General features: G+C 63.3%; 14 protein-coding genes. 6 read left to right on the top strand and 8 right to left on the bottom strand.

The window, feature by feature from the left end:
* Window positions 1-35 precede the first annotated feature (35 nt).
* Both pyrE and Q8Q83_RS05085 read left to right on the top strand, forming a co-directional pair.
* Window positions 36-677 (top strand): orotate phosphoribosyltransferase, encoded by a 642-nt coding sequence (gene pyrE / locus Q8Q83_RS05080; RefSeq protein WP_305621698.1) that lies wholly within the window; start codon window positions 36-38, stop codon window positions 675-677.
* 25 nt (window positions 678-702) lie between these two features.
* Window positions 703-1296 (top strand): DUF4124 domain-containing protein, encoded by a 594-nt coding sequence (locus tag Q8Q83_RS05085; RefSeq protein WP_305621700.1) that lies wholly within the window; start codon window positions 703-705, stop codon window positions 1294-1296.
* A 19-nt stretch (window positions 1297-1315) separates the two neighbouring features.
* Here the strand turns inward: Q8Q83_RS05085 and Q8Q83_RS05090 are convergent, their stop codons facing one another.
* The 5 genes from Q8Q83_RS05090 to coaBC form a co-directional block, all read right to left on the bottom strand.
* The gene (locus Q8Q83_RS05090) at window positions 1316-1762 is read right to left on the bottom strand and encodes a thioesterase family protein (protein ID WP_305621701.1); all 447 of its coding nucleotides are present in this window, start codon (window positions 1760-1762) and stop codon (window positions 1316-1318) included.
* A 130-nt stretch (window positions 1763-1892) separates the two neighbouring features.
* A complete protein-coding gene (argB, locus tag Q8Q83_RS05095; RefSeq protein ID WP_305621703.1) occupies window positions 1893-2798 on the bottom strand; it encodes an acetylglutamate kinase in 906 nt (301 codons plus the stop codon).
* Between the two features lie 32 nt (window positions 2799-2830).
* Window positions 2831-4225 carry a phosphomannomutase/phosphoglucomutase gene (algC, locus tag Q8Q83_RS05100; RefSeq protein WP_305621718.1) on the bottom strand — a complete coding sequence of 465 codons (1395 nt, stop codon included), beginning with the start codon at window positions 4223-4225 and terminating at the stop codon, window positions 2831-2833.
* Between the two features lie 1231 nt (window positions 4226-5456).
* Window positions 5457-5912, bottom strand: coding sequence for a dUTP diphosphatase (gene dut / locus Q8Q83_RS05105; protein WP_305621704.1), 456 nt, complete (start codon window positions 5910-5912; stop codon window positions 5457-5459).
* A 30-nt stretch (window positions 5913-5942) separates the two neighbouring features.
* On the bottom strand, window positions 5943-7151 hold the full coding sequence (gene coaBC / locus Q8Q83_RS05110; RefSeq protein WP_305621706.1) for a bifunctional phosphopantothenoylcysteine decarboxylase/phosphopantothenate--cysteine ligase CoaBC: 1209 nt from the start codon (window positions 7149-7151) through the stop codon (window positions 5943-5945).
* Window positions 7152-7336: 185 nt separating this feature from the next.
* Between coaBC and radC the strand changes: the two genes are divergently transcribed.
* Complete coding sequence (radC, locus tag Q8Q83_RS05115; RefSeq protein ID WP_305621708.1) at window positions 7337-8011, top strand: DNA repair protein RadC; 675 nt, start codon at window positions 7337-7339, stop codon at window positions 8009-8011.
* A 73-nt stretch (window positions 8012-8084) separates the two neighbouring features.
* Here radC and Q8Q83_RS05120 read toward each other — a convergent pair whose 3' ends face one another.
* Window positions 8085-9674, bottom strand: coding sequence for an ABC transporter substrate-binding protein (locus Q8Q83_RS05120; protein ID WP_305621710.1), 1590 nt, complete (start codon window positions 9672-9674; stop codon window positions 8085-8087).
* A 361-nt stretch (window positions 9675-10035) separates the two neighbouring features.
* Here Q8Q83_RS05120 and rpmB point away from each other — a divergent pair, with 361 nt between their 5' ends.
* Together rpmB and rpmG are read left to right on the top strand one after the other, a co-directional pair.
* Entirely contained in the window at window positions 10036-10272 is a 237-nt protein-coding gene (gene rpmB, locus Q8Q83_RS05125; protein ID WP_090240685.1) for a 50S ribosomal protein L28, read from the top strand.
* A 10-nt stretch (window positions 10273-10282) separates the two neighbouring features.
* Window positions 10283-10438, top strand: a complete 156-nt coding sequence (rpmG, locus tag Q8Q83_RS05130) for a 50S ribosomal protein L33 (RefSeq protein WP_007894709.1) — start codon at window positions 10283-10285, stop codon at window positions 10436-10438.
* Between the two features lie 226 nt (window positions 10439-10664).
* Here the strand turns inward: rpmG and Q8Q83_RS05135 are convergent, their stop codons facing one another.
* Together Q8Q83_RS05135 and Q8Q83_RS05140 are read right to left on the bottom strand one after the other, a co-directional pair.
* Window positions 10665-11030, bottom strand: a complete 366-nt coding sequence (locus tag Q8Q83_RS05135) for a cupin domain-containing protein (protein WP_305621712.1) — start codon at window positions 11028-11030, stop codon at window positions 10665-10667.
* Window positions 11031-11048: 18 nt separating this feature from the next.
* Window positions 11049-12386, bottom strand: coding sequence for an aspartate aminotransferase family protein (locus Q8Q83_RS05140; RefSeq protein WP_305621714.1), 1338 nt, complete (start codon window positions 12384-12386; stop codon window positions 11049-11051).
* A gap of 231 nt (window positions 12387-12617) precedes the next feature.
* Between Q8Q83_RS05140 and Q8Q83_RS05145 the strand changes: the two genes are divergently transcribed.
* Window positions 12618-14111, top strand: coding sequence for an aldehyde dehydrogenase (locus Q8Q83_RS05145; RefSeq protein WP_305621716.1), 1494 nt, complete (start codon window positions 12618-12620; stop codon window positions 14109-14111).
* Window positions 14112-14251 lie beyond the last annotated feature (140 nt).

Raw genomic sequence — 14251 nt, forward strand, 5'->3', positions numbered from 1 at the left:
ATTCCTAGCAAAGCCGTACTGTCCGGGACTTTTTCATGCAAGCGTACCAGCGCGATTTCATTCGTTTTGCCATCGAGCGCGGGGTGCTGCGCTTCGGTCAATTCACCCTTAAATCCGGGCGTATCAGCCCCTATTTCTTCAATGCCGGCCTGTTCGACAGCGGTTTGGCGTTGGCGCGGCTCGGGCGTTTTTATGCCGCCGCGGTGGTGGACAGCGGGATCGACTTCGATGTGTTGTTTGGCCCGGCCTATAAGGGCATTCCGCTGGCGGCGACCACCGCAGTGGCGTTGGCCGAGCAGCATCAGCGTGATCTGCCTTGGTGTTTCAACCGCAAGGAAGCCAAGGATCATGGCGAGGGCGGCACCCTGGTGGGTGCGCCGCTGGCTGGCCGGGTGTTGATCATCGACGATGTGATCACCGCCGGTACGGCGATTCGCGAGGTGATGCAGATCATCCAGGCCCAAGGCGCGCAGGCCGCCGGGGTGCTGATCGCGCTGAACCGTCAGGAGCGTGGCCAGGGCGAGTTGTCGGCGATCCAGGAAGTCGAGCGCGATTACGGCATGCCGGTGGTGAGCATCGTCTCCCTCGAGCAGGTGCTGGAATATCTGGCCGGCGATGCTGAACTCAAGCAGTATCTGCCAGCGGTAGAGGCTTACCGCGGCGAATATGGCATCTAACTTCTCGCAATAAGGTATCGCATCGATGCGCCAAGCTCTGCTGATCCGCTGTTCGCTGTTGTTCGGCCTACTGCTGCCGGTGGTGGCAGATGCCGTCGAGTTGTATCGCTATACCGACGATAAGGGCACGACAGTGCTCAGCCGCCAGGGCGTACCGCCTGAGCATATCGCTAAGGGCTATGAGGTGCTGAACGACCAGGGTCGGGTGATCCGGGTGGTGGCACCGGCGCCCACGGGCGAGGAGCTGCAGCGCTTGCTGGACGACAAGGCCCGGGCCGGCAGCGATGCGCAGCTGCTGCGCCTGTACAGCACGCCAGAGGATGTCGAGCGGGCTCGCGAGCACAAACTGGCCGAGCTCGATGGTCTGATCGGCGTGGCGCGCGGCAATTTGCAGTCGGTGCGGACTCAGCAGGCCAACTTGCAGAGCCAGGCGGCCGACTATGAGCGGGCAGGCAAGACGGTGCCTGCGCACTTGCTGCAGCAGATCGACAATCAGAAAGCCGAGCAGGAACGCCTCAAGCAGGGCATCGAAGGCTATCAGGCGGCGCGCGAGCAGGCCAACGCGGGCTTCGATGCGGATCTCGCGCGGCTCAACGTATTGCGCGCCCGCAAGCCCTGAGTCATTGCCAAGCCCTGAGTCAGTGCGGCGGGGCGCAGTGCTCGTAAGCGCGCACTTGCTCCAGTAGCCACACCGGCAGTGGCCTGCTCATGCGGCTATGGCTGTCGGCATGCGCGTACACCACTTCGCCGCTGGTCAGCGCCTGTTCGGCGCGCCAGATGCCCATGCTGAAGCTCAGGCTGGAACGTCCCAAACGAGCGACGCGGATGCCGATACTCAGTTCATCGTCGAAGCGTGCCGGAGCCAGGTACTCGAGCAGCGTCTTGACCGCGAAGAAATCACCGCCATCGCGCTGCAGATCGGCTGGATAGGCGATGCCCAGGGCGCGAAAATATTCGGTGATGGCGACATCGGCATAGGTCAGGTAGTGGCCGTTGAAGACTATGCCCTGAGGGTCGACCTCGGCCCAGCGCACCCGTAGCGGGTGAAAGAAGGTAAAGGCTGCGCGATTGGGTATGGCGGTCATGCGAGCACCCCGAGTGGGACAAAACTAGTCGGCTAGCTTCGCCGCTTGGGTGGTTGGTCGCAAGAGATTGGGCGGATGAGCGCAGCAGTCAGATGGCGCTGGCTGCTGCGCTGCCGATGGTCGTGGCTGATCAGTGACGCTTGCGGTTGCAGATCAGGGTGCCCACGCCGCTGTCGGTGAAGATTTCCAGCAGCACCGCATTGGGTACCCGGCCGTCGATGATATGCGCGCTGACCACGCCGCCCTGCACCGCTTCCAGGGCGCAGCGGATCTTCGGTAGCATGCCGCCGTAGATAGTGCCGTCGGCGATCAGGGCGTCGACCTGCTCGGTGGTCAGGCCGGTCAGCACCTGGCCTTGCTTGTCCATCAGGCCGGCGATATTGGTCAGCAGCATCAGCTTCTCGGCTTTCAGCGCTTCGGCCACCTTGCCGGCCACCAGGTCGGCGTTGATATTGTAGGACTCACCGTCCGGGCCCACGCCAATAGGTGCTATCACCGGGATAAAGTCGCCCTTGACCAGCATGTTCAGCAGGTCGGTGTTGACCCCGGTGACTTCGCCGACATGGCCGATGTCGATGATTTCCGGCTGAGTCATCTCCGGGGTCTGGCGGGTCACGGTGAGCTTCTTGGCGCGGATCAGCTCGGCGTCCTTGCCGGTCAGGCCGATGGCGCTGCCGCCGTGGCGGTTGATCAGGTTGACTATGTCCTTGTTGACCTGGCCACCGAGGACCATTTCCACCACGTCCATGGTCTGCGCATCGGTGACGCGCATGCCGTCGATAAAGTGGCTCTCGATCGACAGGCGCTTGAGCAGGTCGCCGATCTGCGGGCCGCCGCCGTGCACCACCACCGGATTGATGCCCACCGCCTTCATCAGCACTATGTCGCGGGCGAAGCCGGTCTTCAGCTCGTCGCTTTCCATGGCGTTGCCGCCGTACTTGATCACCAGGGTCTTGCCGACGAAGCGGCGGATATAGGGCAGGGCTTCGGACAGCACCTTGGCGACGTTGGTGGCGGCATCACGTTCGAGGGTCATGCAAGGCTCCAGTAGCAAACTCTGTTAATCAATCAAAAAGGCAGGTTGAGGTCGGGTACGACGCTGTACAGCTGGGCGCGGAACACTTCCTTGATCCGCTCGAGCTCATGCTCGGTTTCCGCTTCGAAGCGCAGCACCAGCATCGGCGTGGTGTTGGAGGCGCGTACCAGGCCCCAGCCCTTGGGGTAGTCGACGCGCACGCCGTCCAGGCTGGTGATATTGCCCTCGCCCCAGGTGGCGTCTCGTTGCAGGCTGTCGATGATGCGGAACTTGCTCTGCTCGGTGACCTGGATATTGATCTCCGGGGTGGCGATATCGCTGGGGAAGGCGCTGAACACCTGGTCGGCGTCGCGTTTGTCCTGGCTGAGGATTTCCAGCAGGCGGGCGGCGGCGTAGAGGCCGTCGTCGAAGCCAAACCAGCGCTCCTTGAAGAAGATATGCCCGCTCATCTCGCCGGCCAGCAGGGCGCCGGTTTCCTTCATTTTCTTCTTGATCAGCGAGTGGCCGGTTTTCCACATCACCGGGCGACCACCGTAGCCGCTGATCAGCGGGGTCAGGCGGCGCGTGCATTTGACGTCGAAGATGATGTCGGCCCCGGGGTTGCGCGACACCACGTCCTTGGCGAACAGCATCAGCAGGCGATCCGGGTAGACGATGTTGCCGCTGTTGGTCACCACGCCGACGCGGTCGCCATCGCCGTCGAAGGCCAGGCCGAGGTCGGCTTTCTCTTGTTTGACCTTGGCGATCAGGTCGACCAGATTTTCCGGCTTGCCCGGGTCCGGGTGATGGTTGGGGAAGTTGCCGTCGACCTCGCAGAACAGCGGGATCACGGTGCAGCCCAGGGCCTGGATCAGCTGCGGGGCTATCACCCCGGCCGCGCCATTGCCGCAGTCGATCACCACTTTCAGCGGGCGGGCCAGGGCGATGTCGTCGCGGATCTGTTGGAAGTAGCGCTCCAGCACATCGACCTGCTCGACCGTGCCGACGCCGCTGGCCAGGTCGTTATTGTCGATGCGCGTCTTCAGCGCCTGGATCTGTTCGCCCGCCAGGGTGTCGCCGGCGATGACGATCTTGAAGCCGTTGTAGTCCGGCGGATTGTGGCTGCCGGTGAGCATCACCGCGGATTTGCCGCTGAGGATATGCCCGGCGTAGTAGACCACCGGGGTCGGTACCATGCCGACGTCGCTGACGTTGCAGCCACAGTCGAGCAGGCCCTGAATCAATTGCTGCACCAGCTCCGGGCCAGACAGGCGGCCATCGCGGCCTACGGCAATGTTCGGCTCGCCCTGGGCCAGGCTTTGCGAGCCGATCGCCCGGCCGATCCAGTAAGCGCTTTGCGCACTCAAGCTGCTGCCGACCACGCCACGTATGTCGTAGGCGCGGAAGATGTCGGCCGGTAATTTGGGCGCGACTTGCGGGGTATTTATCACGGGGGGTTGCGCCAATCCCAGGAGATTCTGGTCTTCATCGAGAATATCGATATCGAGGATATCGGTGTCTTGAAACAGTGGATCAACCAGTCCGGCCGGCGCCGCTTGCAGAGTATCGGGTGTATTGGCAGAAGTTTCCGCGGGCGGGCGGGCGGCATTGTCACCGGCCCGGCGCGGCAGGCGCGCCAGTGCATGGGCCAAACTGTCGAGTGCGGGCAGGCTCAGGCTGAAGGCTTTGACGGCTTTACCCGCGGAGAGTTCTTGGATCAGTTGCGCCAGCTGGATGACGTCCCTGCGCAAGCGCCGTTGCAGCTGGCTATGCACCAAGTACATGCCCAGCAGTGCGCCGGTCAGGGCGATCAGCCCGGCGATGACCAGCAGCAGGGGCGAGAAAGGCGATGCGTTCAGGGCCGGGCCCGGGGTAAAACCGAGCGTCCAGTTGGGGTTGCCGAGTGCGAACTTTTGCGCGTCACCCTCGGCTTGGCCGCGCTGGGCCAGGACCTGGGCGGCGCTGTTGCCGAATTGTTGCAGCAGTTGAACCTGGCCGACCTCGGCCGGCATCGCGGGCAGGCTGGCCAGCAGGCGCTCGAGGTCGACCGCCAGCAGCAGGGTGCCGTACAGGGGCTCGCCATCCTTCAGGCGCAAGGGCGCGGCGCTGTACACCAGCCAGCGCTGACCGACCTTGTAGGCTTCGGGGGCCGGTGTCTGGCCGTTTTCCACGCGGCGCAGCATATCCAGGGCGGCAAAGTTCATCGGCGCGCTGCGGCTCATATCCTGCACGGCCTGGCCGCGGGCGTTGATATGGGCATCCACCACCCCGTGCCAATAACTGAGGTTGCGTTCGGCCGCGCGCACCTGGCTGAGGTCCTGGCTTTGCAAGGCTTCCAGCAATTGCGGATTGCGCGCGGCGGCGCTGGTATCTGCCACCAGCTGTTGCAAGGCTTGCTGCAACGCCGCCGCTTGGCCGCCCCCCCAGGCCTGGCTGAGCTGTTGCTGCACCTGCTGGGCGCTGTTGAGCTGGGCGATCCAGAGCAGGCCGCAGGCCAGGGCCAGGCTGGCGATGGTGGCCAGCAAGCCCGGTTGCATGGCATTGGCGGCCTGCTGGTTTTTGCTTGGGGCGCTGCTGGAGGCTTTGGCGCCTGCTTCGTTGGCGACATCCTTGGCGGTACGTTTGAAGAGTTTCATGCAGCGTCTCCTCGGCCATTCATCCTGGAATCAGTAAAGGCTATCAGTGGCTGCCGGAGTGGCCGAAGCCGCCGGCGCCGCGTTGGCTCTCGTCGAACTGTTCGACCAGCTCGAAATGCGCCTGCACCACCGGCACCAGAATCAATTGCGCGATACGTTCACCCACTGCAATGGAAAAGGCGCTCTGGCCGCGGTTCCAGCAGGACACCATCAGCTCGCCCTGGTAGTCCGAGTCGATCAGGCCGACCAGGTTGCCGAGGACTATGCCGTGCTTATGGCCCAGGCCCGAGCGCGGCAGGATCATCGCGGCCAGGCCGGGGTCGCCGATATAGATCGACAGGCCGGTGGAGATCAGCACTGTCTGCCCGGGTTCGAGCAGCAGTTCCTGCTTGAGCATGGCGCGCAGGTCGAGGCCGGCAGAACCCGGGGTGGCGTACTGCGGCAGGGGGAATTCGGCGCCCAGGCGCGGGTCGAGAATCTTGGCTTGTAAGGCGTGCATATCAGGCTCGGTAAGCGATAAATAAGGGCGTCAGCTGCACGGTAGGCGCTCCGCGATAAAGTCGATCAGCTGGCGGGCGATCTTGCTCTTGCTGGTCTGGGTGAAGCTGCTCTGCTGCAGTTCGCGGTCGATAATGGTGATGGCATTTTCCTCGCTGTTGAAGCCGATGCTGGGGTTGGCCACGTCATTGGCGACTATCAGGTCGAGGTTCTTGTCCTTGAGCTTGCGCGAGGCATATTCCAGCAGGTTCTCGGTCTCGGCGGCGAAACCGACGCTGAAGGGGCGGTCACTGCGTCCAGCCAGGGTGGCGAGAATATCCGGGTTGCGCACCATTTGCAGGAGCAAACCGTCGCCGCTGCTGGGGTCTTTCTTCAATTTGTGCTGGGCGACCACTTCCGGGCGGTAATCGGCGACCGCGGCGGCGGCAATCAGCACATCACAGGGCATCGCCGCTTCGCAGGCGGCCAGCATGTCGCGGGCGCTGACCACATCGATGCGGTCGACCCGCTCCGGGGTGGGCAAATGCACCGGGCCGCTGATCAGGGTGACCTTGGCCCCGGCTTCGGCGGCGGCTTCGGCCAGGGCGAAGCCCATCTTGCCGGAGCTGTGGTTGGTGATATAGCGCACCGGATCGATATTTTCCTGGGTGGGACCTGCGGTGATCAGCACGTGTTTGCCGGTCAGCGCCAGGCTCTGGAAGCAGTCGGCGGCGCATTGCGCCAGTTGCTCGGCTTCCAGCATGCGGCCCGGGCCGACATCGCCACAGGCCTGGCTGCCGGACGCCGGACCGAACAGGTGCAGGCCGCGGGCGCCGAGCAGTTGGGCGTTGGCTTGGGTCGCTGGGTCGCGCCACATCGCCTGGTTCATCGCCGGAGCCAGAGCCACCGGCGCATCGGTGGCCAGTACCAGGGTGGTCAGCAGGTCATCGGCCACGCCTTGAGCCAGACGCGCCAGCAGATCGGCGGTGGCCGGCGCGATCAATACCAGGTCGGCCCAGCGCGCCAGTTCGATATGACCCATGGCGGCTTCGGCGGCGGGGTCGAGCAGGTCCAGATGCACCGGGTTGCCGGACAGTGCCTGCAGGGTCAAGGGGGTAATGAATTCGCGACCGCCCTTGGTCATCACCACATGGACTTCGGCGCCCTGGTCGCGCAGGCGGCGAACCAGCTCGGCGCTTTTATAGGCCGCAATTCCGCCGCCCACCCCCACAACGATGCGCTTTCGATACAGCCGCTGCATAAGCCTGCCTTTTAATTAAGGTTGGATGTGCGCCGCAGCGGTGACGCCTCCCCAGGCCGACCGCTGCGCAAAAGTTGGGCTACGATAGCACACAGGCCGCAGCGGAGCAGCGGCGCAAGAAGCCTACCGGGCCTGGGCTTGCGACCTGTCGCCCGGGGCGCTGGTTAAGTTCACAAGGAGCTGTGATGAGCATTCGCGACTGGCCCGCGGCGGAGCGTCCGCGGGAGAAACTTCTGGCCCAGGGGGCCGCTAGCCTGACCGACGCCGAACTGTTGGCGATCTTCCTGCGTACTGGCGTGGCCGGGCAAAGCGCGGTGGACCTTGCGCGCCATCTGCTTGGCGATTTCGGTGGGCTACGGGCATTGCTGCAGGCGGACCTCGACTCGTTCAGCCAACGCCTGGGGTTGGGCCCGGCCAAATTTGCCCAATTGCAGGCGGTGCTGGAGATGGCGCGCCGGCATCTGGCCGAGCAGCTGCGGCGCGACTCGGTGCTGGAAAGCCCGCAGGCGGTGCGCGATTACCTCAAGGCGCTGCTACGCCACGAGCCTCACGAAGTCTTCGGCTGCCTGTTTCTCGATGCCAAGCACCGGGTGCGGGCCTTCGAGGCGCTGTCCCATGGCTCCATCGACAGCGCCAGCGTCTACCCGCGCCAGGTGGTCAAGCGTGCTTTGGCGCATAACGCCGCGGCGGTGATCCTTACCCACAATCACCCCTCCGGCGTGGCCGAGCCGAGCCAGGCGGATCGGGTGCTGACCCGACGTTTGAAAGATGCGCTGGAGCTGGTCGATGTGCGGGTGCTCGACCACTTTATCGTTGGCGATGGCGAGCCGCTATCCCTGGCCGAATACGGCTGGCTGTAGGGTGGCTAGCGCGTTATCTATCCACCGGCGGCGTAGGGCGGATGAAAAAAGTGCCATCCACCCTACGTCGCACTCAGGGATGCAGCCTGACCTTGGAGAAGTCCTGCCGGCCGAACGGGCTGACCCGATATCCCTCAACGTCCTGACGCACCAGCGCGGCGGCGGTCGGGTGGGCTAGTGGCAGCCACAGCGCCTGCTGTTGGATCATTTGTTGGGCTTCTTTATACAGGCGGGTGCGTTCGCTCAGATCGCTGCTGGCTTTGCCCGCGGCGATCAGCCGATCCAGATCCTGCGCGCAATAACGGGCGAAATTGGTCCCGGATTGCACGGCCGCGCAAGAGAATTGCGGGGTGAGGAAGTTGTCCGGATCGCCGTTATCACCGGCCCAGCCCATAAACAGCAGATCGTGCTCACCGGCCTTGGCGCGACGGATCAGCTCGCCCCACTCGATCACGCGGATCTCTGCCTGGATGCCGACCTTGGCCAGATCGGCCTGCAGCAGTTGCGCGCCCAGGCTCGGGTTGGGGTTGAGCAGGCTGCCGGATGGGCGGGTCCAGAGGGTGGTCTTGAAGCCGTCCTTGAGCCCAGCCTTGGCCAGCAGCGCGCGAGCCTGCACCGGGTCGTGGGCATAGCCCGGTAGCTCGGCGGCATAGCTCCAGGTGTTCGGCGGGTAAGGGCCGCTGGCGGCCTGGGCGCTGCCGGCGAATACGGCGTTGAGGTAGCTGGCCTTGTCGAAGGCCAGATTGATCGCCTGGCGCACCTCGGGTTTGTCCAGCGGCGGGTGCTGGCTATTGAGGGCGACGAAGGCGGTCATAAAGGCTGCGTTCTGCACCGCCTTGAGCTGGCTATCCTGGGCGGCGGCCTGGACGTCCAGCGGCTTGGGCGACAGGGTGATCTGGCATTCGCCGCGGCGCAGCTTCTGCAAGCGCACATTGGCGTCCGGGGTGATGGCGAACACCAACTCATCGACCGCCGGCTTGCCGGCGAAATAGTCCGGGTTGGCCGCGTAGCGCACCACGGCATCCTTGCGGAAACTCTTGAAGATAAAGGGACCGCTACCGATCGGCTGAGCGTTGAGCCTTTCTGGGGTACCGGCCTTCAGTAGCTGCGCGGCGTATTCGGCGGAGTAAATGGAGGCGAAGCCCATACTCAGGGTCGCGAGAAAGGTCGCTTCGGGATGCTTCAGGGTAAAGCGCAGGTTATGCGGGCTGGGCGCCTCGACGGCTTGGATCAGGCTCGGCCACTGCATGGACTGGGCATGGGGATAGCCGCTCTGGGCGACCTTGTGCCAGGGGTGCGCCGGATCGAGCATACGTTGGAAGCTGAACAGCACATCCTCGGCGTTCAGCTCGCGGCTCGGGGTGAAGTAGGAGGTTTGGTGAAACTTCACCCCGGCGCGCAACTGGAAGTCATAAGTCAGACCGTCCGCCGAGACTGTCCAGCTTTGCGCCAGGCTTGGCAGCAAGCGGCCGCTGTCGGCATCGAAGTCCACCAGGCGGTTCATCAGGGTATCGGCGGAGGCGTTGGTGGTAGTCAGCGAGTTGTACTGGACCACGTCGAAGCCTTCCGGGCTGGCCTCGGTGCACACCCCGAGGGTGGCGGCCTGGGCTAGCAGGGGGCTGAATAGCGGGGCGAATAAGAAGGGCAGAAGGGCGAGACGCATGGAGAACTCCTGTAAGTTAGGCGACCCTTGGCGGGCGTGTCGGAATTAAGGGTCTACTCCTAGACTTTGGATCGAGGCAGAATATTACAAATCCGGCGACGAGTGGTCGGCTAGCGGCGCGGCCCCAGCCCGCTGCCTTGGCGGCAGGTTGGTCGGGTCGCGGGTTTGCGCAAAAAGTCTGTTCGGCCTTGTTGCTGTGGGGGCTTTCTGGTATAAAGCAGCGCTCTTTTGTAGGGGCCCGGTTCCTGCGCTTTGTCGCGCGGCTGGTAAGACCCTCGAGATACGCGGCGCTGAGCGCCAAGATTGAATATTAGCGGCCAACCCATGCCGGGTTGGGCATGTGGTTTTAGAGGGCTGAGGCATGTCGAGAGTCTGTCAAGTTACCGGTAAGGGTCCGGTAACCGGGAATAACATTTCCCACGCAAACAACAAAACCCGTCGTCGTTTCCTGCCGAACCTGCAGCATCACCGCTTCTGGGTCGAGTCTGAGAACCGTTTCGTGCGTCTGCGCGTTTCTGCCAAAGGTATGCGTTGCATCGACAAGCGTGGTATTGACGTCGTTCTGTCCGAGCTGCGTGCTCGCGGCGAAAAGGTTTAAGGAGAAAGTCATGCGTGAATTGATCCGTTTGATCTCGAGTGCCGGTACTGGTCATTTCTACACTACCGACAAAAACAAGCGCACCACTCCGGACAAAATCGAAATTAAAAAATTCGATCCGGTTGTGCGTAAGCACGTGATCTACAAGGAAGGCAAGATCAAGTAATTGATCAGCCGCCTTGCCGAAAAACCCGCCTTGTGCGGGTTTTTTCTTGCCCGGAATTTATCCCAGGGCTACGCCCTGCAAGCCCTTGTCTGGGGCTTTCTAAGGGGGCTTTAGCGGCTTATGGCTGGAGTGGGGAGGGCATACTCCAGCGCACGCTGGGCGGTAAAAGGCGGCGCAAAAAAAGCCCGCACGAGGCGGGCTAAAGGGTGACACATGGAATGGGGTTTCAGGCCTTGGCTTGCTCGAACATCACATAGACCTTGCGGCAGGCTTCCAGCACTTCCCAGGTGCCTTCGAACCCGGCGGGGATGACGAAGCGGTCGCCGGCGCGCACTGTCTTGGCGTTGCCGTCCTGGTCGCGCAGCACCGAGACGCCCTGGAGGATTTCGCAGTATTCGTGCTCGCTGTAGCTGACCGTCCAGAGGCCGGCCGCGCCTTCCCAGATACCCGCGTTGAACTGGCCGCAGGGGCTGCCGTAGTGGTTGCGCACGCTTTGCTCGGGGTCGCCCTTGAGGACTTTCTCCGGCGCCGGACGGTAGTGTTCGGCGGAGGTGCTGGCTTGGGCGAAGTCGACGATCTTTTCGATATTCATCTGGGATTCCGTACTGAGTTAGTTGGCTTGGCGAATCGCGTCGGCGAGCTTTTCCACCAGGCAGTCGATCTGCGCCTTTTCCACTATCAGGGGCGGCGACAGGGCAATGGTATCGCCAGTCACGCGCACCAGCAGGTCGTCCTTGAAGCACTGCTCGAATACCTGGAAGCCGCGCTTGCCGGCGCCCTGGCTGTTCGGCGCCAGTTGCACACCGCCGACTAGGCCAATGGTGCGAATGTCGATCACGTTGGGCTGGTCGCGCAGGCTGTGCAGCCCGTCCTGCCAGTAGCTTTCCAGCTCGATGCTGCGCTCGAACAACTGCTCCTGCTGGTAGATATCCAGGGTCGCCAAGGCGGCGGCGCAAGCTACCGGGTGGCCGGAATAGGTATAGCCGTGGAACAGCTCGATGCCGTCCGGGCCTTGCATAAAGGCGTCATACAGCTTCTCATCGACCAGCACCGCGCCCATGGGGATGGCGCCGTTGGTCAGGCCCTTGGCGGTGGTGATGATGTCCGGGGTGACGCCCCAGCGCTGGGCGGCGAAGGCCTTGCCGACGCGGCCGAAGCCGGTGATCACCTCATCGAAGATCAGCAGGATGCCGTGTTTCTTGGTGATCTCGCGCAGGCGCTGCAGGTAGCCCACCGGCGGCAGCACCACACCGGCCGAGCCGGACATGGGCTCGACTATCACCGCGGCGATGTTCTCGGCGCCGTGCAGGGTCACCAGGCGTTCCAGCTCGTCGGCCTTCTCGATGCCGAACTCCGGCAGGCCTCTGCTGAAGGCGTTGCGCTGGACATCCAGGGTATGCGGCAGGTGATCGACACCCGGCAGTTGCAGTGGGAAGGCGCGGCGGTTGTTGACCATGCCGCCGACCGAGATGCCGCCGAAACCGACACCATGGTAGCCCAGCTCGCGGCCGATCAGGCGGGTGCGCGTGCCTTGGCCGATGGCGCGCTGATAGGCCAGGGCGATTTTCAGGGCGGTGTCCACCGACTCGGAACCGGAGTTGGTGAAGAACACCTTGTTCAGCCCGGCTGGGGCGATCTCGGCCAGGCGGCTGGCCAACTCGAAGGGCAGCGGGTGGCCCATCTGGAAGGTCGGGGCGAAGTCCAACTTGGCGATCTGCTGGCTCACCGCCTCGGTGATCTCGTGGCGGCCGTGGCCGGCGTTGCAGCACCACAGGCCGGCGGTGCCATCCAGCACCTGGCGGCCGTCGTCGCTGGTGAAATACATGCCTGCGGCGCTTTCCAGCAGGCGCGGCTTGGCCTTGAATTGACGGTTAGCGGTAAACGGCATCCAGAAATCGTCGAGTGTGTTTGTTTTTCTGATCGGATTGGAGCTGTTATCGAAGGTCATGTTGGTCATCCGCAAGCGCAAATGAAGGGTTGGTGAAGGATTTTGCGCAGTCTATGTTTAATAAATCGAACATGACAAGGGTGTTTTAGCGTGCTTTGTCAAAAATATTGAAAATTGACCGGCCTCTGGTTTAGTGTTGCGGGCAGGGTGGGGCTTTACTAAAGCCTTGCAGAATTATTGACAGTGCCGCAGGCCCGCCTGCGACACTTTTTACCGATAGAGGATGCTCGAATGACTAGCCTGACTCGTGCCGACTGGGAGCAGCGCGCCAACAACCTGAAAATCGAAGGCCGTGCCTTTATTCACGGCGAATACACCGCCGCCGTATCTGCGGCCACCTTCGACTGCATCAGCCCGGTGGATGGCCGCTTGCTGACCCAGATCGCCAGTTGTGACCTGGCCGACGCCGAACTGGCGGTGCGTGATGCCCGCGCCACCTTCGAGTCCGGCGTCTGGTCGCGCATGGCGCCGGCCCAGCGCAAGCGCGTGATGATCCGCTTCGCCGACCTGATGGATGAGCACGCCGAGGAGTTGGCGCTGCTGGAAACCCTGGACATGGGCAAGCCGATCAGCGACTCCCTGGGCGTCGACGTGCCGGGTGCCTCCCGCGCCATCCGCTGGAGTGGCGAGGCGGTCGACAAGATTTACGACGAAGTGGCCGCTACCCCTCATGACGAGCTGGGTCTGGTTACCCGCGAGGCGGTCGGCGTGGTCGCGGCCATAGTGCCGTGGAACTTCCCGATGATCATGACCTGCTGGAAGCTCGGCCCGGCCCTGGCCACCGGCAACTCGGTGATAGTCAAACCCTCCGAGAAGTCGCCGCTGACCGCCATTCGCATGGCCCAGCTGGCGCTGCAAGCCGGTATTCCGGCCGGCGTGCTCAACGTGCTGCCGGGCTACGGCCACACCGTCGGCAAGGCCCTGGCCCTGCATATGGATGTCGACACCCTGGTGTTCACCGGCTCGACCAAGATCGCCAAGCAGCTGATGATCTACGCCGGCGAATCCAATATGAAGCGCGTGTGGCTGGAAGCCGGCGGCAAGAGCGCCAATATCGTCTTCGCCGATGCTCCGGATCTCAAGGCGGCGGCCGAGGCGGCAGCGGCGGCGATCTGCTTTAACCAGGGCGAGATGTGTACCGCCGGCTCGCGCCTGCTGGTGGAGCGTTCGATCAAGGACAAGTTTATGCCCATGGTGCTGGAAGCCATGCAGGGCTGGAAAGCCGGTCACGCCCTGGATCCGGCGAGCAAGGTCGGCGCCCTGGTCGATGCCGGCCACCTCAACGCGGTGCTCGGCTATATCGAAGCCGGCCATGCGGACAAGGCCAAGCTGCTCTGCGGCGGCAAGCGCACCCTGGAGGAAACCGGTGGCGTCTATGTCGAGCCGACTATCTTCGACGACGCGCACAACGCCATGCGTATCGCCCAGGAAGAGATCTTCGGCCCGGTACTGACGGTGATTGCGTTCGACAGCACCGAGGAAGCCATCGCCATCGCCAACGACAGCATCTACGGCCTGGCTGCGGCGATCTGGACCAGCAACCTGTCCAAGGCGCACCTGGCGGCCAAGGCGCTGCGCGTCGGCAGCATGTGGGTCAACCAGTACGACGGCGGCGACATGACCGCGCCCTTCGGCGGCTTCAAGCAGTCGGGCAACGGCCGTGACAAGTCGCTGCACGCCTTCGACAAGTACACCGAGATCAAGGCGACCTGGATCAAGTTGTAACGTACCGGGGCGATCTCCTGGTCGTCGGCCATACGGCGTTGCGTCCTCGCTTTTAATGCTCACGTACTGCAGTACTCTGCGCTTAAAAGCTCCGGGGCGCCTTGTCTGGCCTTAGCCCAGGAGATCTTTGGTGGTGTCGG

Origin of the sequence: Pseudomonas sp. (genome assembly GCF_030696055.1) — a bacterium.
Taxonomy (GTDB): Bacteria; Pseudomonadota; Gammaproteobacteria; order Pseudomonadales; family Pseudomonadaceae; genus Aquipseudomonas.